The organism is Undibacterium sp. 14-3-2 (genome assembly GCF_016595265.1).
Lineage (GTDB): Bacteria > Pseudomonadota > Gammaproteobacteria > Burkholderiales > Burkholderiaceae_D > Undibacterium > Undibacterium aquatile.
On record NZ_JAENGS010000006.1, the window covers coordinates 37139 to 58394 of the forward strand.

Annotated in this window: 21 protein-coding genes and 2 tRNA genes; 9 read left to right on the forward strand and 14 right to left on the reverse strand. The window is 46.2% G+C overall.

The window, feature by feature from the left end; all coding sequences use genetic code 11:
* Nucleotides 1-2: 2 nt before the first annotated feature.
* Genes Undi14_RS13805 through hemC form a run of 3 tightly spaced genes read right to left on the reverse strand, consistent with a single transcriptional unit; the run spans nucleotide 3 to nucleotide 2891 of the window.
* Entirely contained in the window at nucleotides 3-1166 is a 1164-nt protein-coding gene (locus tag Undi14_RS13805; RefSeq protein WP_200180941.1) for a uroporphyrinogen-III C-methyltransferase, read from the reverse strand.
* Nucleotides 1167-1168: 2 nt separating this feature from the next.
* Nucleotides 1169-1921, reverse strand: a complete 753-nt coding sequence (locus tag Undi14_RS13810; RefSeq protein WP_370589958.1) for a uroporphyrinogen-III synthase — start codon at nucleotides 1919-1921, stop codon at nucleotides 1169-1171.
* A 22-nt stretch (nucleotides 1922-1943) separates the two neighbouring features.
* Nucleotides 1944-2891 (reverse strand): hydroxymethylbilane synthase, encoded by a 948-nt coding sequence (gene hemC, locus Undi14_RS13815; RefSeq protein WP_200180943.1) that lies wholly within the window; start codon nucleotides 2889-2891, stop codon nucleotides 1944-1946.
* A 250-nt stretch (nucleotides 2892-3141) separates the two neighbouring features.
* On the opposite strand from hemC, the gene trpS reads away from it, so the two are divergent.
* The 8 genes from trpS (at nucleotide 3142) to Undi14_RS13855 (ending at nucleotide 10435) form a co-directional block, all read left to right on the forward strand.
* Nucleotides 3142-4164 (forward strand): tryptophan--tRNA ligase, encoded by a 1023-nt coding sequence (gene trpS, locus Undi14_RS13820; protein ID WP_200180945.1) that lies wholly within the window; start codon nucleotides 3142-3144, stop codon nucleotides 4162-4164.
* A 176-nt stretch (nucleotides 4165-4340) separates the two neighbouring features.
* A complete protein-coding gene (locus Undi14_RS13825; RefSeq protein ID WP_186885847.1) occupies nucleotides 4341-4796 on the forward strand; it encodes a universal stress protein in 456 nt (151 codons plus the stop codon).
* Between the two features lie 106 nt (nucleotides 4797-4902).
* On the forward strand, nucleotides 4903-5544 hold the full coding sequence (locus tag Undi14_RS13830; RefSeq protein ID WP_200180947.1) for a response regulator transcription factor: 642 nt from the start codon (nucleotides 4903-4905) through the stop codon (nucleotides 5542-5544).
* A 155-nt stretch (nucleotides 5545-5699) separates the two neighbouring features.
* Nucleotides 5700-6083: a response regulator transcription factor gene (locus Undi14_RS13835; RefSeq protein ID WP_200180949.1), complete on the forward strand. Its 384-nt coding sequence runs from the start codon at nucleotides 5700-5702 to the stop codon at nucleotides 6081-6083.
* A gap of 96 nt (nucleotides 6084-6179) precedes the next feature.
* Entirely contained in the window at nucleotides 6180-6992 is an 813-nt protein-coding gene (locus Undi14_RS13840; protein WP_370587111.1) for a helix-turn-helix domain-containing protein, read from the forward strand.
* Nucleotides 6993-7118: 126 nt separating this feature from the next.
* Complete coding sequence (locus Undi14_RS13845) at nucleotides 7119-7958, forward strand: universal stress protein (protein WP_200180950.1); 840 nt, start codon at nucleotides 7119-7121, stop codon at nucleotides 7956-7958.
* A gap of 136 nt (nucleotides 7959-8094) precedes the next feature.
* Nucleotides 8095-10035 carry an MASE3 domain-containing protein gene (locus Undi14_RS13850; RefSeq protein ID WP_200180951.1) on the forward strand — a complete coding sequence of 647 codons (1941 nt, stop codon included), beginning with the start codon at nucleotides 8095-8097 and terminating at the stop codon, nucleotides 10033-10035.
* 76 nt (nucleotides 10036-10111) lie between these two features.
* Nucleotides 10112-10435, forward strand: a complete 324-nt coding sequence (locus Undi14_RS13855) for a flagellar basal body rod C-terminal domain-containing protein (RefSeq protein ID WP_223827054.1) — start codon at nucleotides 10112-10114, stop codon at nucleotides 10433-10435.
* A 29-nt stretch (nucleotides 10436-10464) separates the two neighbouring features.
* On the opposite strand, the gene Undi14_RS13860 is transcribed toward Undi14_RS13855, so the two are convergent.
* The 11 genes from Undi14_RS13860 to Undi14_RS13910 form a co-directional block, all read right to left on the reverse strand.
* Nucleotides 10465-11226, reverse strand: a complete 762-nt coding sequence (locus Undi14_RS13860) for a sulfite exporter TauE/SafE family protein (RefSeq protein WP_200180952.1) — start codon at nucleotides 11224-11226, stop codon at nucleotides 10465-10467.
* 458 nt (nucleotides 11227-11684) lie between these two features.
* On the reverse strand, nucleotides 11685-12224 hold the full coding sequence (locus Undi14_RS13865) for a FixH family protein (protein ID WP_190480690.1): 540 nt from the start codon (nucleotides 12222-12224) through the stop codon (nucleotides 11685-11687).
* 9 nt (nucleotides 12225-12233) lie between these two features.
* Nucleotides 12234-13646: a cytochrome c oxidase accessory protein CcoG gene (gene ccoG / locus Undi14_RS13870; protein ID WP_190480692.1), complete on the reverse strand. Its 1413-nt coding sequence runs from the start codon at nucleotides 13644-13646 to the stop codon at nucleotides 12234-12236.
* 42 nt (nucleotides 13647-13688) lie between these two features.
* The gene (ccoP, locus tag Undi14_RS13875; RefSeq protein ID WP_186885839.1) at nucleotides 13689-14696 is read right to left on the reverse strand and encodes a cytochrome-c oxidase, cbb3-type subunit III; all 1008 of its coding nucleotides are present in this window, start codon (nucleotides 14694-14696) and stop codon (nucleotides 13689-13691) included.
* A gap of 2 nt (nucleotides 14697-14698) precedes the next feature.
* Nucleotides 14699-14845 (reverse strand): cbb3-type cytochrome c oxidase subunit 3, encoded by a 147-nt coding sequence (locus tag Undi14_RS13880; RefSeq protein ID WP_186885838.1) that lies wholly within the window; start codon nucleotides 14843-14845, stop codon nucleotides 14699-14701.
* 41 nt (nucleotides 14846-14886) lie between these two features.
* Entirely contained in the window at nucleotides 14887-15504 is a 618-nt protein-coding gene (gene ccoO, locus Undi14_RS13885; RefSeq protein WP_186898113.1) for a cytochrome-c oxidase, cbb3-type subunit II, read from the reverse strand.
* Between the two features lie 18 nt (nucleotides 15505-15522).
* Entirely contained in the window at nucleotides 15523-16962 is a 1440-nt protein-coding gene (ccoN, locus tag Undi14_RS13890) for a cytochrome-c oxidase, cbb3-type subunit I (RefSeq protein ID WP_200180953.1), read from the reverse strand.
* Nucleotides 16963-17157: 195 nt separating this feature from the next.
* The gene (locus Undi14_RS13895; protein ID WP_200180955.1) at nucleotides 17158-19080 is read right to left on the reverse strand and encodes a SurA N-terminal domain-containing protein; all 1923 of its coding nucleotides are present in this window, start codon (nucleotides 19078-19080) and stop codon (nucleotides 17158-17160) included.
* Between the two features lie 86 nt (nucleotides 19081-19166).
* Nucleotides 19167-19243, reverse strand: a tRNA-Asp gene (locus tag Undi14_RS13900).
* Between the two features lie 26 nt (nucleotides 19244-19269).
* Nucleotides 19270-19345: transfer RNA gene (locus Undi14_RS13905), tRNA-Val, on the reverse strand.
* Nucleotides 19346-19397: 52 nt separating this feature from the next.
* Nucleotides 19398-19670 (reverse strand): HU family DNA-binding protein, encoded by a 273-nt coding sequence (locus tag Undi14_RS13910; protein WP_186885834.1) that lies wholly within the window; start codon nucleotides 19668-19670, stop codon nucleotides 19398-19400.
* A gap of 313 nt (nucleotides 19671-19983) precedes the next feature.
* Between Undi14_RS13910 and purT the strand changes: the two genes are divergently transcribed.
* Nucleotides 19984-21195 carry a formate-dependent phosphoribosylglycinamide formyltransferase gene (gene purT / locus Undi14_RS13915; protein WP_200180956.1) on the forward strand — a complete coding sequence of 404 codons (1212 nt, stop codon included), beginning with the start codon at nucleotides 19984-19986 and terminating at the stop codon, nucleotides 21193-21195.
* Nucleotides 21196-21256 lie beyond the last annotated feature (61 nt).

The following is a 21256-nucleotide window of genomic DNA, read 5'->3' on the forward strand; positions in this document are numbered from 1 at the left end:
CGTTAAGGCTTCACTTTGTAGTTGCGTACTGCATTTAAACTTTCTGACAAATTCGGCATTTCTATCGACAGATTGCTGCCCTGAACCTGACGCAATAAGGCTTGCGCATTCTGAGTCTGTTTCGCCCTGGTATCGAAATACTTTGTAATCGCATCTTGTGCAGACACTAAATCACTACGGAAGACACTCTCATTTCTGGCCAGCAAGGCAAGTCTTGCATTAAGCAGACGCAATTTAAGATTTTCGCGTGCGAAATAGGATTGCGTCGGGGTCAACAACAAAGCGTCAGGCGTTTCCACACTGCGGACACGAATCAATTGCTTAACCTCGCCCCACATCTCGCTGGAAAAACTCTGCCAAGCGTCCTGCAAACGCATTGAGAAAGTACTTTCCTCAACCTCGGCCACTTTCTTATCCTGCTTATCCTGCTTCGATGCACGCTGAGTTTTTGGAATAATTCTCAATGGTGCTTTTGGCGGGGTCGGAGAAACCACTGACTTCTCATCTGCCCACAAAGGAATATGATCAACCTGTGTAATGACGCTGTCGAGGCGTAACGCAATGCCTGGTAAATCAAGTGCCGGCAAAGACTTCAAACGATCAATGTCTTTCGCGATTGCTCTTCTGATCGTAATGAACTGAGGCTTGTCAGATTTAGCCAGGCGCCCATCCGCATTCTGCAACGCAATCAACGCCCCCTGGACATTACCTGCCAACTGCAATTGCTGACTGGCTGTTGCCAATACCTGTTCAATTTCTGCCAATGCCCATTCATCACGATTTTTTGACAGATCCTGATACAGCTGTTCCAAAGCCAGTTGCTGGCTTTGAGATTCGATTTGTTTGCTTTCGATCAAAAGAACTTTGGCCTGAATTTCTTTTGTCGTTTCCTGCACATTTTTGGCCAGCAACTTTGTTTCATTACTTGTCGTGTCAGCGCTCAGCAAACGTCGAGCAACCTCCTCTTTCAGAGTACTGATCTGATTTTGAGAAGACCACCATTGCGCAGCCAACAATACGGCTAAGACGCCTGAAATCAGAAAGGCAGGATGAGTCCAGCTGCCTGACGAAGAAGCCGGAAGCGAATTGGCCGCAGTAGTGACCACGGATTGATCAGGGTTTTGAGATGGCAAAGAACCCCCTGTGTTAGTTTGCTGTTCATTCATACTCAGGATTGTAACGCGACAAGTAGCTGTTCGTCGCCTGATGCGGTTAAAGTGATGGAATGAAACCCCAGCGCCTGCGCTGTTTCGGCAATACGGACGTGGGGAACGATAATGTGTTGATGTTGGATTTTTGCCACGGCATCGTCAAAGGTTAATTGTTCACACCAGAAAATGAGCGTTCGCAATGCCTCAGAACTGGTAATCACCCAGTCATTCTCTGACTGGAGCAACTGTTCTAACCGCCTCTTCACAGAAATACTGAATTCGGGAGCAGAACGCCGATAAGCAGCCAATTGCGTCACATGAATGCCACGGGAACGAAATGCATCGGCCAAAAATTCCCGGCCTGTTGTTCCTCGCACGATCAATACCTGCTTATCAGCCAGTGCAGCAAAGTCAATCTCTGCCGCCAAAGCCTCAGAATCCGTTTTCAGTTTATTCGAGGGACTGATGATCGTCGCATTGTCAGAATGAAGACCATAGCGCGCCAAAGCAAGCCTACTCCCCTCACCGACAACACCAATCGGAACCTGTAACGGCCATTGCGTGATATGCGAAAAAAAAGCATCAATCGCGTTCGGACTCACAAAAACAACTAATCCATAACTACTGAGATTAGTTACTTTGTCGCTAATCTCAGTCTGATTCTCTAAATAATGTATTTCGATCAAGGGGAACAATTGACACGGACGCGATAAAGCCTGAAGTTGAGCGGCAAAATCCTGAGCCTGTGCCAATGGGCGCGTGACAATCACATTCCTGCGCGACATAAGAGAATTACTCAACAATCTGTGCTTTACACAAAGCCAGGATGCCCTCAGCATCTTGGGCAGACAAGGCCTGCGCCAGTTGTAAACCCAGCGCTCGTGGCTCAGACGCATCACCAAAAATCTCGGCACTCGCCACTCGCCGTCCATCCGGGGTTGCCACCATCCCACGTAAATGCATTTTTTGATCAGCTACGGTTGCGAACGCCGCCAGTGGTATCTGACAACTGCCGCCAAAAACCTTGGACACAGTTCGCTCGGCAATAACGGACTGAGAAGTTGCCAAATGATTTAACGGGGCAAGTAACTCAAGTAAATCAGGACGCGAATCCGACACTTCTATCGCCATAGCACCCTGTCCGGCTGCGGGCAAGCTTGCCTCAGGCTCTAAAAATCCACGTATACGCTGAGGTAATTCGAGACGCTTTAATCCTGCCGCTGCAAGAATAATCGCAGCGTATTCGCCCTCATCAAGCTTACGCAAACGGGTATCAAGATTGCCACGCAAAGGGCGAATCACTAAATGCGGGAAACGGGCTGAAATGAAGGCCTGACGCCGCAGGCTGCTGGTACCAACGACGGCGCCATCGGGCAAGCTACTAAGGGAGTCATAATCGTTGGAAACAAAAGCATCGCGTGGATCTTCACGCTCTAAAATCGCAGCCAAAGTGAAACCTTCGGGTAACTCCATAGGAACATCTTTGAGGGAATGTACTGCCAGATCGGCACGACCTTCAGCCATCGCCACTTCCAACTCTTTAACAAATAAACCTTTCCCGCCGACTTTAGATAAAGCACGGTCTAAAATCTGATCGCCGCGCGTCGTCATTCCAAGAATATCGACCTGGCAATCTGGGTATAACGATAACAGACGGTCACGAACATGTTCAGCCTGCCACATTGCCAACCGGCTCTCTCTGGAAGCAATGACCAATTTTTTGGGAGAAACTGCAGTCAAAATAATTTTCTTTCTAAATATTCAGGCAATCAGATGTCATCTGGTAAATCAAGTGTGCCGAATTTTACCATTCAGAAATCATGATTTCGTCGGTTAAACTATTGAAAATTTGCAGACTTTTTGATCAATCCAAGCAAACTTGACACATAATCGGCGGTGACGGCATCATAACGCCTTGATTAGACGCACATATTCAAAATGCCGCCACAATTGAGCGGCATTTTTTACGCACGTAAACAACGGAATTTTTATGCAAGCAAGTACAACTGAAAATAAAAACCACACCATTCTGACTGGCGACCGCCCTACTGGCCCTCTTCATCTGGGACATTTTGTCGGCAGTCTGCGCAACCGCGTCAAATATCAACATCAATATCAGCAGTACATCATGCTCGCCGATGCACAGGCATTGACGGACAATATGGACAATCCGGCCAAAGTTCATGACAACGTACTTGAGGTTGCACTGGATTACCTCGCCGTTGGCATTGACCCCACTAAATCCACGATCTTTATTCAGTCGCAAATTCCTGAACTGACAGAATTAACGTTCTACTATCTGAATCTGGTTTCGGTTGCCCGCCTGGAACGCAATCCGACGATCAAACAAGAGATTATTCTGCGTAATTTTGAGCGCGATATTCCTGCTGGATTTCTGACATACCCTGTCAGTCAGGCCGCCGACATTACTGCATTCAAAGCGAGTCTGGTACCTGTGGGCGAAGACCAGATTCCTATGATTGAACAGACAAACGAAATCGTTCGCCGGTTCAATCGTCTGGCTAAAAAAGATATTCTGGTTGAATGTCAGGCGTTGGTGCCAAAGATCGGTCGTTTGCCGGGTATCGACGGAAAAGCCAAAATGAGTAAATCCCTCGGGAACACGATCAACCTCGGCGCCAGCCCGGCAGAGATAAAAGCGGCAGTACGCAATGTTTATACAGATCCGTTGCATCTGCGCGTCAGCGATCCTGGACACCTGGAAGATAACGTCGCCTTTATTTATCTGGATGCGTTCGATGAAGACAAAATCGGATTACAAGCAATGAAAGACCACTACACACGCGGCGGTTTGGGTGACAGCGTAGTCAAGGCGCGTCTTGAAGGAATATTACAGGATCTGCTTGCACCAATTCGTGAGCGTCGCGAGGAATATGCCAAAGATCGCGGTCAGGTTCTACAAATGCTCAAAGAGGGGACACAAAAAGCGCGGGAGATTGCAGCCAAAACAACCGATGAAGTGAAAGCAGCGATAGGATTAAAACATTTCTAAAAAGATGCTGTACATCATTAATTCTCCCCTCTCGTTCAGTCCAGAGGGGGGACTATCGGCAGGATGTATCAACGTGTGATTAACCACCTTGAAATTTGTTATTAATCAAACGCACATCCCTCAGATAATCCATTATAAAGGTTCGATCTGCCACTACTCAACTGAAAGGAAGAACGATGTATAGCAAAATTCTTATGCCGACCGACGGGTCTGAGCTGGCCAATGCCAGCATTCAAGCGGGTATTGAGTTTGCAAAAAAAGTAAATGCCAAGGTAGTTGGAATTTTTGTAGCGGCGAATTATCAGTACCCTATTTACATCGACATCATTCCGCCAAACACTCCGACGGAAGAAGAATACCAGGCGGCAATGCGTGCCTTTGGCGAATCTTATCTGGAGCCGGCCAGAGTAGCTGCGCATAAGGAAGGTCTGGAGTTTGAAAGTGTCGTCAAGTTTAGCGATGCTCCTGCGAAGGAAATTGTCCATACAGCACAGCAATATGCTTGCGACCTGATCTTTATCGCGTCCCACGGACGCAGTGGGGTCGGACAATTACTTTTGGGTAGCACGACAAGCAAAGTTTTATCCATGTGTGATATTCCAGTTCTGGTGCACAGAGTCAAAAAACACTGAGCTGGTAGCCACGGACATAGGCAATAAGCAACTAATCGGGTTGTACAGTACAATAGTGCATGCCTTGCGACTCAGCTTGCACAAAATTTAACTGCACCACTGATCAATGATTAGAATTCTTATTGCCGATGACCACACTATCATGCGTGAAGGACTCAAGCGCATACTTGATGGAAACGACGACATACGTGTGGTTGCAGAAGCTATCGACGGTTTTGACACTTTGGAAAAAGTGAGAAACGCACAGTTTGATGTCCTGTTAATGGATCTGTCCATGCCAGGGCGAAGCGGCGTCGACCTGATACGTCAGATCAAAGATGAATTCCCCAAGCTCCCCATCCTGATTCTCACCATGCATGAAGAAGAGCAATACGCTGTGCGTGCGATCAGAGCTGGCGCCAGAGGGTATCTAACAAAAGAAAGTGCGGGCACACAACTGGTTACAGCATTGCGCAAAGTAGCTTCGGGACGCCCCTATATCAGCATAGAAGTGGCGGAGCAGTTAGCCATGAATGCGATGCCTGCCGACGATAACCTCCCACACACCAGCCTTTCCGATAGAGAGTTTGAGGTTTTCAGCCATATCGTCAAGGGAAAAACGATTACAGAAATTGGTGATTTGCTACATCTCAGTGTAAAAACAGTCAGCACACATAAGATGCGTATTATGCAAAAAATGAATATGAGCAACATTTCCGACCTGGTTCAGTACGCTGTCGCCCATAATCTTCTGGTCCCTAACGTCTGACCAAGCACCTCCACCATCACTATCTTGTAGGAATATTCCTATAAGATCAGCCTCAAATCTGACAATTCAAATCAGCATTACCTGATTTAAATCAAAAAGCGAAGCCGTGATAATAGACATCAAGCAAACAAGCGATGTCTTACATCACGCGCACCATGAATTTATTTATCGTTGAAGATTCGGTTTTAATTCAAAACCGACTCGTTCGTTTCATAGAAGAAATACCAGGGATGCACGTTATCGGTGTTTCTGGCGACATCGATACTGCCTACGACAGTGTTATCAATAGTGACACTGATGCAATGATTCTTGACTTGCAATTAGGTGACAAAAATGGCTTGCAACTTTTGAAAGATGTGAAGCAAAATAAACCAGAGGTCAAGATTGTCATTCTCACGAATCACTCAACTGAAGACAATCGCGTGCACGCTATGCGCGCTGGTGCAGACGGTTTTCTCGACAAATCTACTGACTTCGACCAGATACAGAATTTTCTGTATGACTGGGAAAGTCCAGATGCGTCGAAACAAGTTAATTAATTTTCGTTTATCCAGGAGACTCACATGACAACAGTTGCCCAATCATCCCGCCCAGTCAGCCAACATATTGCAGCAAACAAAGCGATGCTACCAGTGATGTCAAACGAGGCAGGTTGGCGTTGCCACGGCAATTTGTGGTCAGACCTGAGTCAGGTCTGTGATCTGTTAAATATTCCTACTCCTCTTAACTCAACGGATGAAGAAGCCTTATTTCAGCATGTTCGCTTTAAAGCTGGTCAGCGCATCCATACGATAGGACAGAATTTTGAAGCGCTGTATGTTGTCAACTCGGGATTCCTGAAAACTGTATTAATTGATGAATACGGTAACGAACAAGTACTGAGCTTTCCGATGAAGGGTGATCTGCTTGGAATCGATGGCATCCATAATCAACAACACGCGTCAGAAGCTGTTGCTCTGTCAGATTGCGACATCATTATTTTGCCTTACAAGGCTTTTGCAAATCTGGGGCGCAGCTATGTTGAATTAGAACATGCAATGTTCAGCGTCATGAGCCGCGAACTGGTTCGTGAACAATTAATGATAGGCATGCTTAGCGCACTTAGCGCAGAAGCCAAAGTTGCCCGTTTTCTGACCACACTGGGCGAACGCTTCAGCCAGTTAGGTTACTCTGGAAAATCATTCAACCTGCGTATGACTCGCCACGAAATCGGCAGCTACCTTGGCTTGACATTAGAAACCGTTAGCCGGACGCTGTCTGCATTTAACGAAATGGGATTAATCAGCGTCGATCAACGTGAAATATGCTTACTTGATACGACTGCGTTGAAAACCCTGCGTCGTCTGCCGCCAGCAAAAACCCGAAATAAAGTCAGCGAAAAAGTATCTGTAATGGTTGGAAAAAAACTGCTTCCACAGTGGGGAAGTGAAACAGCGGTTGCCGTATAAAATATTTAAGCTAGAATCTGGCAACTTATACAAAAATTTGCATCGCCGATTTTGATTCATTACCGATTTTTCTCTAAGAGTTTTTTAAAGCTCTGACGCGAAGAAAAAATTAACAGGAGCAATGACATGACATATAAAACCATACTTGTGCACGTTGATGAATCAGGGCGATCGAATTTAAGAGTCAAATTTGCGGCTGAAATTGCTAAAGCTGAAGATGCACATTTAATCGGGACAGCAGTCACCGGCGTTTCACGTTTTATCTATCAGGACGGAAACATCAGTGCCAGCGACCCGAACTTGACGATCCATCTCAATTTTCTCAGAGAACGCGCTGAAAAAGCCGTCGCCAATTTCAATCGCGAAGTGGAAACGATTGGTGTTTCATCACATGAAAGCATGGTTGCAAATGATGAAGCTGGTGGTGGAATTGGCCTTCAAGCCAGATATAGTGACTTGGTGATCATAGGACAAACCAATCACGACGAGCCCTCACCTTCAGTATTACCAGATTTTCCTGAATATATTGTGATGAATTCCGGGCGTCCGGTACTCATCATTCCTTATGCAGGAGATTTTAATACGATCGCAAAACGCCCCTTGATCTCTTGGGATGCAAGTCGGGAATCGACCCGTGCAGTTACTGATGCACTGCCCTTACTAAAAAAAGCAGATGTAGTTCAGGTTGCCATTTTCAATCCAAAATCCACGCCTGATGCCCACGGCGAGCAACCCGGCGCTGATATCGCTCTTTACCTCGCAAGACATGGCGTTAAAGTCGAGGTCTCAGTGCACAAAACTTCCACTGATATCGGTAACGCATTGCTCTCATTAGCACATGACCTCGATAGCGATATGATAGTGATGGGTGGTTATGGACATTCCCGTTTCAGGGAAATGATCATGGGTGGCGTGACTAAGACCATTCTTGAAAGTATGACGGTTCCTGTATTTATGTCTCATTGATCATTACTGGCGTCAGGTTCACCGCCTCGGTAATAATGGCATCCACTGATGGGTGCCATTTTTTTTACCAAGACATCAATACAAGCTGATTTCAGCCCTTAGAATAGACAGATCTCACTCAATATCATCAAGTCGCATGTCATCAAATTCACTCTCACTAACATCAAGACTATCCGAAGCGCGTTGGATCGCGGGGTTCCTGTTTGTACTTTCCTGTTTTTTATGGATAGACCAGGAGCGTCTCTCCGTCTTCGTCGTACCAGCGCCGCTCCCGGTACATACCTTTCTAGAGACAGTGACCATCGTTATTTTTGCCTCGGTGTTTATCGTTTGCTGGAATGCTTTTGGTGAAGTACGTAAAAAAAGTAGTGTGATACTGGCAGTCGCATTTCTCTGTACAGCAATATTAGGCTTTTTTCATACGCTCACATTTCAAGGTATGCCTGGATTCGAAACCGCAGGAGACATGCATAAATCAATGAGTTTCTGGCTTATCTCGAGATCAATAATCGCGACAACTTTGCTAGGGCTTGCGTTTGATCCGGAAGACTCAGAAATAAGTCAGATGCAATCGTATGGGGTTTTGAGTGCCGGCTTACTAGCCACGTTAGGCTGGGGAATTCTGGTTTTTGCATTTCCCAATTTAATTCCGCTTACATTCATTCAGGGAGCCGGTCAGACATCGTTCAAAGTCGCCTGCGAAACCTCATTAATTGCAGCACATATCTTAGCTGCAGTTTTATTTTACAGACACGCACTACGCTTCCAGATTGACAAATCTGCAGAGCATTTACATATCGACAGAGTTCCACTGTTTCTGGCCACCGTCTTGATGGCAATGTCTGAAGTCTACTTCTCCATCTATGCAGAAACCAGTGATGTCAATGTCGTCATAGGGCATACATTTCTACTATTTTCGGCGATTGCGATTTACCGCAGCATGGTCGCTGTCAACATCCATACCCCCTATGCAAGCCTCGCTGCTTCTACTAATAATCTGGCAAAATCTGCTGAAGAATTAAAACTGGAACGCCAACGTCTGAGTCGCATGATCGATACTGCAATTGATGGCATCATCACCGTTGACGACAAACAGGAAATCATCCTGGTCAATCCCGCCGCTGCGTTAATTTTCGGCTATGAAGTAAATGAATTAGTCGGAACATCCCTTAACCGTTTAATTCCGGCACGCCATCGCGAGACGCATAAAATTCACGTGCAGCAATTTGGAGAGGCCGGTATCACCCGCCGCAAGATGGGCACCCATTTTGAAGACTTTTATGTCACCGGATGTCGCGCATCAGGTGAGGAGTTTCCGATCGAGGCATCAATTGCACATCAACTGGAAAACGGAAAACGCTACTACACGGTCATCTTCAGAGACATTACTGACCGAAAAGTCGCAAAAGAGAAAATGGCAAAGTATCATGAGCAACTCAGCCAGCTCTCAGCGACACTACAATCGATCCGAGAAGAGGAGCGTAAGCACATCGCGCGTGAACTACATGACGATCTGGGTCAGCTGCTCGCTGCACTTAGGATGGATTTATCATTACTGCAACGGGATCTGTCATTTCTGGATAGAAATAAACCCACGATCAACAGCATGGATCAGTTGATATTGACTGCGATTACTACACTCCGTCGTATCGCCACAGATCTGCGCCCACGCGCACTGGATGAGGGAGGACTGTTCTTTGCGCTACAGACTTTACAGAGAGATTTCTCTCACCGACATCGCATAAATTGCGAATTGATTGCTGACGAAGATCAACTGACGTTAGACGACGCGCGAAGCACAGCCATTTTCCGTATTATTCAGGAGTCACTGACCAATGTTGCACGTCACTCTGAAGCAAGCGATGTTCAGATCGAATTTCAACGCTCTCACGCAGAACTTAAATTAAACATTAACGACAATGGTAAAGGAATTGTTGAAGAAGATATGGGGAAAACCAGCTCATTCGGCTTGGTAGGCATGAGGGAAAGAATTAAAGCAATGAACGGTGAATTTCAGGTTCTGAGCACACCTGGAGAAGGCACTACTCTGGAAATAAGATTACCGCTGACAGATTAAATATTGTAAAACACATCGTGATGCAAAAAAATACGGGATACACTCTGCATATGGCAATATTTTCAAAGGAAAGCTGATGCTATCTTCTATTTTGAGCAATGGACTGTCAGGCATGCGAGCAAATCAGACAGCCTTAGATGTTTCCAGTCACAATGTAGCGAACGCGGAAACACAAGGCTTCATACCTCAGCAAGCTGCGTTTCAAGAGGCAAGCAATGGTGGTGTGACCGTCAGCATCAGCCAACAGGGTTTTAAGATGGCAACACAAGAGACCAGCGGCACTGATCTTACGAAAGAGATAGTGCAGTCTATTCAATACCAAGCTGGATTTGACATCAACGCAAAAATGGTGAAAACCGCTGATGAATTATTAGGAACGCTGATCAATACCAAAGCGTAGTCGCCACACTGACTGACACCTAAAAAAAGCTAGCGATCAGGCAAGACACAAAGAAAACCGGGCATCTGCTGCATATCTGGATACCAGAGTCCGATCAATCCTATACCTATCAGTACAAACGCGCCAGTGTATTTCAATACCGAAGGCACCCTGACCTTACTGACAGCATTAAATATGCCCTGACTCAACAACAGATGTGGCATTGCACTCAAACCGAATAACAACATCAGTATTGCACCCGAAAATGCATCTCCCGATAGCAAAGCAAAAGGTGCCATCCCCCAAAGTAACCCACAAGGCAGACATCCCCAAGCCATACCGACAAAGAACGGATATTCAATACTTTGCTTTAGCGGCGGCGCAAAAAAAAACAATGCTTGCTGTAGGCGCGAAAAATAAGGACTCAGAGCATTTATGTGAAAACGAAACCCAACAACTTTGAGCCCCAAAATAATCAGCGCAAGATTACCAATGACAAACAAAATCTGATGAACCGGAAAGTAAGGTTTCAAAATCATGCCTGCACTTCCCAAACCACCAAACACTGCACCAATCATCATATATGTGGAAAGTCTGCCGGCCTGTAGCAAAGCCTGAAAACGAATACCAGTATTTACCAAGACTTGCGGCTGGCTTTCAGTATCATCACTCCGACTGATAGGAATCACTTTTCTTCCATTGCTCCCGGCACGACTAAGCATGGAAGAGATACCACCGCACATACCTACACAATGCACCCCTCCCGCGATACCGGCGGTTACAGCAGCAAGTATCAGGGGCAGAGTCAGCATAGTAATAAATAAATCGGAATGAACACGAGATAATAACTATATCTCGCTTAAGAGATGAAACTGACACGCATTGCGCAGCAGTATTCAAGAGCTACACACCGATTGAATAAAGATGGTTAGCAGACTGGTGTCTGAATCGTGGTTAATGAGCCTTCTGTACCAGTAAAGCAGTCAAACCGCTGGAGAGAATGCCTAACAGCCAGAACATGAAAAAACCTATTGTGTACACACCTGTAAGATGCAACTGCAGACGCTGATCAAATATAATCAACTCCATAGGATCAACGAGACTAAAAAACAATCCTGTTGCAGCACATGCCATTAGAAATGCTGGCCACAACACTATCATCAACATTGGCCGTAAATAAGCTTTGCTGTGAGCTGAATTCTGATGTTCCAATCTCGTCCCCTTTAGTGATTATTCAACTGATCAGTCAACAAATCATAGGGATGCGCAATTATTTTGCCATACCTAATTGCGCGACCTTTTGCTCTGGTTCAAACCAATCCCCGGTCAGTCGCCAATCAGTCGTTTCTAATTTAATGTGAAACAATTTAACAGAGCTTGAAAAAATACTCGAGACTAACTTTAAGTCACCCTCATAAATCCCAGGGCTAACTTGCACCATAGGTAAGCGATGAACGACTTCGTTTACAGATGTCGCACCTTCAGCGGCATTAGCAAGACTCAGCTTCACAGTGTCAGGTAACAAACCGTCACCTTTCAACTGCATACGAAGTTTTCCAGAGGACACGTCGAGACTCAGCGTTGCACCTAAATGCAATTCTCTTGATTTCGCATCACGCTGAATATCTTTATTGATCATTAAGCCTTGCTTGTAATAATCTTCAGCAACAACCTTATCTGCTCCACGAAATGCAATGGCACCAGTAAAAATACTCGCACAAACAACGATTGCAGGTCCGCCCGCGACTAACAAAAGCCAAGGTTCTTTGAACCATTTATCTCTTTTTTTTGAAATCAGGATTGCATCCATAACCACTCCTTAGCGGGGAACAATAAACACAGCTTTTTCAGTGACGGAAACATCAGGCGCATCGAGATCTTTAACGACAAACCGAATTCGATTGGATCCTGTCTGTAGAACATTCGCCGGAACTCGTACACGCACCGGAAAAGCTTTTGCTGCGGCAGATTTAACGTCGATATCAACATTATTCAAAATTGTTGCACCCTTAACACCCTGAATTTCTACCGAATACCTGCGTGCAGATTCCTGCGTATTCATGACTTGCAGGCGGTAGACATTTTCTATCTCGCCATTTTCAGTAATTTTTGGCATACCACGATCGCGAATCACATCCACTTTTAATGGTACGTGATAGACCAGAGACACTGCTGCGACGATGATAATTAATCCTAAAATACCGCTGTAAACCAAGGTACGTAAGCGGAATACCCGTTTCCACATCGCCTTGTTATCTAACTTGCGTGTCAGTGCATGTTCAGTTGTATAGCGGATCAATCCACGCTCATAACCCATTTTATCCATGACCTGATCACAACCATCAATACACAAACCACAAGCAATACACTCGTATTGCAAGCCGTTACGAATATCAATTCCAGTCGGGCAAACCTGAACACAGATACCACAATCAACACAAGAGCCCAGACCAGCAGCTTTAAAATCAACCTTCTTGTTGCGAGAACCACGTGGCTCACCGCGCTCGGTATCGTAAGTCACAATCAATGTGTCTTTATCGAACATTGCGCTTTGGAAGCGCGCATAAGGACACATATATTTGCAGACCTGCTCACGCATCCAGCCTGCGTTGCCGTAGGTGGCAAAACCATAAAAAAGGAACCAGAATGTTTCCCATGGACCCAAGGTAAAGGATCCGACAGAAATAGCTAATTCACGTATTGGTGTGAAATATCCAACAAACGTAAAACCCGTCCACAAGCTTAAAATCAGCCATAAAAAGTGTTTAACGAATTTTAAAGAGAATTTGCGAGCAGTTAATGGACCTGTATCAAGTTTGATACGCGCATTACGGTCACCTTCAACCTTGCGCTCTATCCATAAAAAGATTTCGGTGTATACCGTTTGCGGGCAGGCGTAGCCACAGAATAAACGTCCCGCAACTGCTGTAAATAAAAACAAGGACAACGCCGAGATTACCAGCAACACCGCGAGATAAATAAAATCCTGCGGCCAGAAAACAATTCCAAATATGTAAAACTTACGTGCAACCAAATCGAACAATACCGCTTGTCTCTCATTCCAGTTGAGCCAGGCAGTACCGTAAAACAGTAACTGTGTAAAAGCCACCATTACCCAGCGCCAGGATGCAAACCAACCCTTTTGCGTACGAGGATAAACTTTCTTACGTTCCTCAAACAGAGCCAGCTCTACTTCATCCATCGGCACCGGAGTAATGGGGATATGCTTCATTTTAAAACTTCGTCTTTCTTATTTAAACAAATGCTCTTACGCTTATTTTACGGCGTTATCCGCAGCAGGTACAACAGCGGTAGCAATTTGCTTGATGCTCTTAGCTTCAGAATCAGATACTTTCCCTGCTTCTGTATTGTTTGACAGCCCCCAGACATACGCTGCTAACAGATGAATTTTTCCTTCTGTAAGTATAGTCTTATGTGCAGGCATCTGGTTAGTGCGGCCTTTATTGATCGTTTCCATTACGGTATCGATACTGCCACCATACAACCAGATTTTATCTGTCAGATTCGGCGCACCCAAAGCCTGATTTCCCTTACCATCAGCACCATGACATGCTGCGCAAGCGGCAAACTTTGGTTTACCTATCGCTGCTTTGATAGGATCATGTGCAGAATTAGACAAACTCAATACATAGTTAGCAACGTTACGAACATCATCATCGCTACCAATTGCTGCACCCATTGGTGGCATCATGCCGTTACGACCATGAGTGATAGTAGTCTTGATGACTTCAGGATCGCCGCCATACAGCCAGTCGCTATCTGTCAGATTTGGATAACCTTTACCGCCTTGGGCATCAGATCCATGGCATTGCGCACAAGTGTTCAGGAAAAGACGCTGACCAATTTCACGTGCTTGCGGATCTTTCGCAACATCCTTGATATCCATTGCCAGGTATTTATTGAAAATCGGACCGTATTGCGCCTCACCATCTTTCATTTCTTTTTCATAAGCACCAACCTGGCTCCAGCCAAACGATCCTTGATTTCCACCAAAACCTGGGTAGACAATCAAATAGCCCACGCTGAAAATGATCGTCAGATAGAACAACCATTTCCACCATTGCGGAAGCGGGTTATTTTGCTCCATCAGAGTACCATCCCACACGTGACCAGTGGTTTCTGCTGGCAAAGGCTTACCATCAGCACCAACCTTCACCTTCACTTTTGACTGCGACCATAACAGCACAACGCAAAAGACCATGCCGAGAGCCACGATGGTGGCGATACCTATGCCCCACCATTCATTAAAAAAATCTGCCATGACTATTTTCCATTCTCATTATCAATTGGCAAGCGAGCCAGTTTTTCGAAGCGCTCCTTGTTACCGGAACTAAACGCCCAGTAGACGATGCCCAGAAATACAAACAGGCTAATCAACGTCACCACACTGCTCAGGATCGTGAAATTCATAATTTACCCTTTCAAAAAGTGATAACCCAAGGAGCCACTCTTTAGTTTTTATTTTTAATCGCTGTTCCAAGAACCTGCAGATATGCAATCAAAGCATCTTGCTCCGATTTATTTGCCAGTTCTGCCGGACCTGCTTTGATTTGCTCGTCAGTATATGGAACACCTAAAGTTTTCATCGCATTCAGTTTTGGAACAATGCTATTTGGATCCAGCGGTGTTTTTGCTAACCATGGATAAGCTGGCATATTCGACTCAACAACAACTGAGCGAGGATCATTTAAGTGATCACGATGCCAGTTATCACTGTAACGACCACCGACACGTGCCAGATCAGGACCAGTACGCTTACTACCCCATTGGAAAGGATGGTCGTAGACAGACTCACCCGCAACGGAATAGTGACCATAGCGCTCAGTTTCAGCACGGAAAGGACGAATCATCTGTGAATGGCAGCCGTAGCAACCTTCACGCAGATAAATATCGCGCCCCGCCAATTGCAATGGCGTGTAAGGCTGCATTCCCTGAACAGGTTGCGTTGTCGATTTCTGAAAAAACAGCGGAACAATTTCAACCAGACCACCGAAGCTGATCGTCAGAATGGTCAGCACCAGCAGCAAGCCTACGTTACGCTCAATCAGATCATGAGTAAAATTACGCATCAAATTTCTCCTGTTGATTTAAGCATGAGCGGAATTAGCAGACAACGCAGGTATCGCGTTATTCACTGGTTTCGCAGCCATCAATGTTTTCGCAACGTTGTATGCCATGATAAACATGCCACTCAGATACATTGCACCACCTGTTAAACGGATGACGTAGTAAGGGAATGTCGCTTTAACAGACTCAACGAAAGAGTAAGTCAAAGTACCGTCTTCATTTACTGCACGCCACATCAGACCTTGCATCACACCGGCAATCCACATAGAAGCGATGTACAAAACAACGCCGATAGTCGCAACCCAGAAATGAATCTCGATCAGACGCTTGCTGTACATTTGTGTCTGTCCAAACAAACGTGGAATCAGGTAATACAAACTACCGATGGAAATAAAGCCAACCCAACCCAAAGCACCGGAGTGAACGTGACCAACAGTCCAGTCAGTGTAGTGCGACAAGGCATTGACGGTTTTGATCGCCATCATAGGACCTTCAAATGTCGACATACCATAGAAGGACAGAGACACGATCAGGAAGCGCAGGATAGGATCTGAACGCAATTTACTCCAGGCACCAGACAAAGTCATAATACCGTTGACCATACCACCCCATGATGGAGCCAGCAGAATCAGGGAGAACACCATACCGATGGACTGCGCCCAATCAGGTAATGCCGTGTAGTGCAAATGATGCGGACCCGCCCACATGTAGGTAAAAATCAATGCCCAGAAGTGAACGATCGACAAACGATAGGAGTACACAGGGCGCTCGATTTGCTTAGGAACGAAGTAATACATCATTCCAAGGAAACCTGCAGTCAGGAAGAAACCAACCGCATTATGACCGTACCACCACTGAACCATCGCATCCTGCACACCAGCATAAGCTGAGTAGGATTTAGTCAATGAGACTGGCAATGCAGCACTATTTACGATATGCAACACTGCGACGGCGAGAATGAACGCGCCGTAAAACCAGTTTGCAACATAAATATGCTCTACTTTACGTTTAGCCAGTGTGCCGAAAAACACAATCGCGTAAGCAACCCAAACGACTGCAATCAGCAAATCAATTGGCCATTCCAGTTCAGCGTATTCTTTACCTTGAGTAAAACCCAGAGGCAGAGAAACGGCTGCAGCAACGATCACCAGTTGCCACCCCCAGAAAGTAAATTCAGCCAAACCATCAGAAAACAAGCGCACGTTGGAAGTACGCTGAACTACATAATAAGATGTCGCCATCAACGCACATCCGCCAAACGCAAAAATTACTGCATTAGTATGCAAGGGTCGCAAGCGCCCATAGCTAAGCCAAGGTATCCCTGTTAAAAATTCTGGAAAGGCCAGTTGAGTAGCAATCACCACGCCCACAAGCATGCCGACTATTCCCCAAACTACAGCCATGACAGAAAATTGGCGTACAACCCGATAGTTGTATGAGTTTTCTTTAGTTATCGTCATGATCTCACTCTGTTGTAAAAATACACTGAAAGAATAACAACCGCACTGCACAACTACATTGATACATATCAAATATTACCGGAATCTGCGCCTGCTTCATGCTATTCGCAACAGCCTCAAGAATAACGCCGATTAACGGTTTGCGCAAAAAAAAACGGCACCGTTCTGGCGCCGTTTTATGGTCATCTTTTTTGATTACTGAACTACTTGAACCGGAGCTGCCAAAGCCGATTTATTGACGCTGACTTTCGCCTTTTTTTTCAACAACTCTATGTAAGTCAAAAGATCCTGTTGCGACTGCATACTGGCAATTTGCTGCGCATCTGATGCACGTTTTGCCGCATCAGGAACACCTGCACTCACCTTCGAAATACGGAAAACACTATAACCGCCACCGCCGAGCGCCACACCAACATAAGCTGGCAATTTTTGTGTATCCGCCTTCATCACCTGCACAAATGCTGCCGCTGGAATATCCTGCGGCTTCGCACGTGAAATCACTTTCACATCCGAGAATCCGGCAACAGAATCCGCCGCTTTCAATGCGGCCAGTTTAGCCTTACCTTCTTTTTCAGCCAAAGCCTCAGCTTCGGATTGCGTAAGTTTCGCAACGATCGTCGGCTTTACCTCTTCCAACGGGCGCTTGCTAGCCGCTTTGTATTCCAGAATACGACCCGCAATCAGAGTATTTGGTGCAACCTCAACCGCTTCTGTGTTGTGTTTTTTCTTCACAGCACCGTCAGCAAAAATAGCAGTCAGAAATTTGGCATTATTCGTCAACACAGAAGCCGGCAACGCCTTATTCGGTTCGCGCATCAAACCATCAACTACTTCTATTTTGAGCTTCAGTTTATCTGCGACCGGTTTCAGACTATCCGCCTGCTCATAAACTGTATTACCAAAAGTTTCCGCCGCCTCAGCATACGCCTTTGCTGCCTTCTGCTTCTTAATATCAGCAGTAATTTGCGCCCTCACCTCATCCAGAGGTTTGACCATCGCAGGCTTAACATCCGTCAACTGAATGATATGAAAACCGAAATCAGACTGCACAACATCGCTAACTTCGCCTTGCTTCAGCTTGTAAGCAGCATCCTCAAAAGGCTTGACCATCGCACCTTTACCGAAGAAGTCGAGATCACCACCACGCTCTGCCGAGCCTGGATCCTGAGAATTTTCTTTTGCCAGCTTTGCGAATGAAGCAGGATTTTTGCGAACTTCTGCCAACAATGATTCAGCCTTCGCTTTTGCCTTCGCCTTTTCAGCATCACTGGCGTCTTTTTTCGCCGCAATCAGAATATGACTGGCGCGGCGCTGCTCATCAACGCTATAGGCTTTCGCATTGCTTTTATAGAACTCCTGCACTTCCGCATCAGAAACAGCAACCTGCGCCTGCAATACATCATTATTCAAGACAACATATTCGGCTTTGATTGACTCAGGAATTTCGAATTGCGCAGCATTTTTATCGTAATAAGCTTTCACCATATCATCAGTGACTTTTACCTGCGAGGTAAAATCAGCCGTTTTAAAGTTCAACATCTGAACTTCACGCTCCTGCTCGCTGATCAGCGCAATACGATCCACGACCGTTTTTGGAATAAAACTCGTGTTCTGCACAGCACCAGCCAACTGCTCAACCGTCAGATCCTGGCGCATACGTTGATCAAACATAGCCTGAGTCATCCCCTGAGAAGCAAGATAATTCAGATACCGTTCTTTATCGAAGCTGCCATCCGCCTTCACCAGACCAGGCAATGCCAGAATCTGTTGCTGCAAAGTCTGATCGGTCACCGTCAGTTTGCTATTTTTAATTTCAGCAGCAACGGCTTTACGGGCAATCAACTCATCCAGAACATTTTTCCTCATTTCCGGAGTATTCAACATCTTAGAGTCGAATTGCGGACCATAGCTCTGGCGAAATTTATCCAACTGTTCGCGCAAAGCGGCATCCAGCTCCTGCTGAGTGACCGCCTGGCCTGCAACCGTTGCAACCGTCGCACCGGCAGTCGCTTGCGATCTGGTATAACTCTCGATACCAAAAAAGGCGAACGAAGGAAAAATAATCAGCAACAATAAAAATTGCATTAAGCGCTGATGGGTACGAATAAATTCAAACATGTTCAACCTATCGTATGACGAAGAATAACAATCACAAAATTGCAAATATAAAAAAAGGCGAACTTTCGTTCGCCTTTTCAGTTTTCTGGCGGAGCGGACGGGGCTCGAACCCGCGACCCCCGGCGTGACAGGCCGGTATTCTAACCAACTGAACTACCACTCCTTTTTTACTACTATGCATAAATTAACTGGTGGGCGCTGAGAGGCTCGAACTCCCGACCTAAGCCTTGTAAGGGCTCCGCTCTACCAACTGAGCTAAGCGCCCGCACCTTCAATTTACACCCGCGCCACCATTGTCACGGCGTCGCGAAAGATCATTAGTTTACAGCATCTTTCAATGCTTTGCCAGGTTTAAATTTAGGAACCTTAGCCGCCTTGATTTTAATTGCTTCTCCGGTGCGTGGATTACGGCCAGTTCTCGCTGCACGTTTACCGACGGAGAAAGTACCAAAACCAACCAGTGTGACTGTACCGTTTTTCTTCAGCGTTGTTTTTACCGCACCGATCAAAGCGTCCAGAGCGCGGGAAGAAGCCGCTTTTGAAATATCCGCTGTTTTCGCAATATGATCGATCAACTCAGTTTTATTCACTTAAAGCCCCCTCACAAAAATTTGAATTTCGCGACGATGTATTCGATTGTTTCTCAGTCTCGCATCTATCACGGCAAGCAGGAAATCTGCATCCGGTATTAAAACAAGCCGGAAAGCCTTGTGTCAAGCGGTTTTACAAGCTTTCATTGCAATCTTAAGGATTAAGTTTGACTTTACTCAGTATAATTTCACCTTGATATCGTTGCTGGCTTTCTGTTAACGATAAATCGGCTCAACCGCGCATTGCATAAATAAGCGAAAGCCACATGCTGGTGGCGACGACAAAATCACACAAAAACTATCCGACATAAATATGAAACCGATTCAAACTTTAGGCACCCCACTCTCCCCTTCCGCAACCAAAGTTATGCTGCTGGGCTCAGGTGAACTGGGGAAAGAAGTCATCATTTCACTGCAACGACTGGGAGTCGAAGTGATCGCTGTGGATCGCTATGAAAATGCACCGGGTCATCAGGTCGCACATCGCGCTTACGTTATCGATATGACAGATGGCGCAGCATTGGCGGCACTGATTGAAGTCGAGCAGCCTGATCTGGTTGTTCCAGAAATCGAAGCCATCGCTACTCCGACGTTGGTTGAACTCGAAAATGCTGGCAAGGTGCAGGTGATTCCGACGGCGCGCGCAGCGTGGCTGACAATGAATCGCGAAGGCATACGTCGCCTTGCAGCAGAAACATTAGGGCTGGCGACATCGCCATATCGCTTCGCCGATAGCCTGGAAGAATTACGCATTGCATGCGACGACATCGGCTTTCCTTGCATCGTCAAACCCGTGATGTCATCTTCCGGCAAGGGTCAGTCAAAACTCGATAGCGCAGCTGACGTAGAAACCGCCTGGAACTACGCTGCAGCGGGTGGGCGCGTCAATTCTGGTCGCGTGATTGTTGAAGGTTTCATCGATTTCGACTACGAAATCACACAACTGACCGTACGCGCCGTAGGCAGCAATGGCGAAATCCAGACGCACTTCTGCGAGCCTATCGGTCACGTTCAAGTACAGGGAGATTACGTCGAATCGTGGCAACCACAAGCGATGCACCCGCAGGCGCTGCAAGGTGCACGTGATATCGCCAAGAAAATTACCGATAATCTCGGCGGTCTCGGTTTGTTTGGGGTTGAATTATTCGTCAAAAACGAGATGGTCTGGTTCTCCGAAGTCAGCCCACGTCCACATGACACGGGCATGGTCACCATGTCGAGTCAGGTGCAGAATGAATTCGAGCTGCATGCCAAAGCCATACTGGGCTTGCCGGTCGATGTCGCATTACGGACACCGGCGGCATCAGCGGTCATTTACGGCCAACACGAAGCAAAAGGTATCGCATTTGAAGGCGTTGCGGAGGCATTACAAGTACCGGGAACGGATATCCGCCTGTTCGGCAAACCGGAATCTTTCGCACGCCGGCGCATGGGCGTGGCATTGGCAGCAGCGTGCGACACCGACACAGCACGCCGCCTGGCCAAAGAAGCTGCAGCCAAAGTGAGACCTGTCGTCATAAAATAATAAAATAAATCATTTCAACAAACGCAGGTCTGTCAGCACGTTTGCCGCGACTTAAAAATCG

Coding starts and splice junctions, on each gene's coding strand:
- Undi14_RS13805 (WP_200180941.1), bottom strand. CDS start 1,166: ATGAATGAACAGCAAACTAACACAGGGGGTTCTTTGCCATCTCAAAAC.
- trpS (WP_200180945.1), top strand. CDS start 3,142: ATGCAAGCAAGTACAACTGAAAATAAAAACCACACCATTCTGACTGGC.
- Undi14_RS13825 (WP_186885847.1), top strand. CDS start 4,341: ATGTATAGCAAAATTCTTATGCCGACCGACGGGTCTGAGCTGGCCAAT.
- Undi14_RS13830 (WP_200180947.1), top strand. CDS start 4,903: ATGATTAGAATTCTTATTGCCGATGACCACACTATCATGCGTGAAGGA.
- Undi14_RS13835 (WP_200180949.1), top strand. CDS start 5,700: ATGAATTTATTTATCGTTGAAGATTCGGTTTTAATTCAAAACCGACTC.
- Undi14_RS13840 (WP_370587111.1), top strand. CDS start 6,180: ATGTCAAACGAGGCAGGTTGGCGTTGCCACGGCAATTTGTGGTCAGAC.
- Undi14_RS13845 (WP_200180950.1), top strand. CDS start 7,119: ATGACATATAAAACCATACTTGTGCACGTTGATGAATCAGGGCGATCG.
- Undi14_RS13850 (WP_200180951.1), top strand. CDS start 8,095: ATGTCATCAAATTCACTCTCACTAACATCAAGACTATCCGAAGCGCGT.
- Undi14_RS13855 (WP_223827054.1), top strand. CDS start 10,112: ATGCTATCTTCTATTTTGAGCAATGGACTGTCAGGCATGCGAGCAAAT.
- Undi14_RS13860 (WP_200180952.1), bottom strand. CDS start 11,226: ATGCTGACTCTGCCCCTGATACTTGCTGCTGTAACCGCCGGTATCGCG.
- Undi14_RS13865 (WP_190480690.1), bottom strand. CDS start 12,224: ATGGATGCAATCCTGATTTCAAAAAAAAGAGATAAATGGTTCAAAGAA.
- ccoG (WP_190480692.1), bottom strand. CDS start 13,646: ATGAAGCATATCCCCATTACTCCGGTGCCGATGGATGAAGTAGAGCTG.
- ccoP (WP_186885839.1), bottom strand. CDS start 14,696: ATGGCAGATTTTTTTAATGAATGGTGGGGCATAGGTATCGCCACCATC.
- Undi14_RS13880 (WP_186885838.1), bottom strand. CDS start 14,845: ATGAATTTCACGATCCTGAGCAGTGTGGTGACGTTGATTAGCCTGTTT.
- ccoO (WP_186898113.1), bottom strand. CDS start 15,504: ATGCGTAATTTTACTCATGATCTGATTGAGCGTAACGTAGGCTTGCTG.
- ccoN (WP_200180953.1), bottom strand. CDS start 16,962: ATGACGATAACTAAAGAAAACTCATACAACTATCGGGTTGTACGCCAA.
- Undi14_RS13895 (WP_200180955.1), bottom strand. CDS start 19,080: ATGTTTGAATTTATTCGTACCCATCAGCGCTTAATGCAATTTTTATTG.
- purT (WP_200180956.1), top strand. CDS start 19,984: ATGAAACCGATTCAAACTTTAGGCACCCCACTCTCCCCTTCCGCAACC.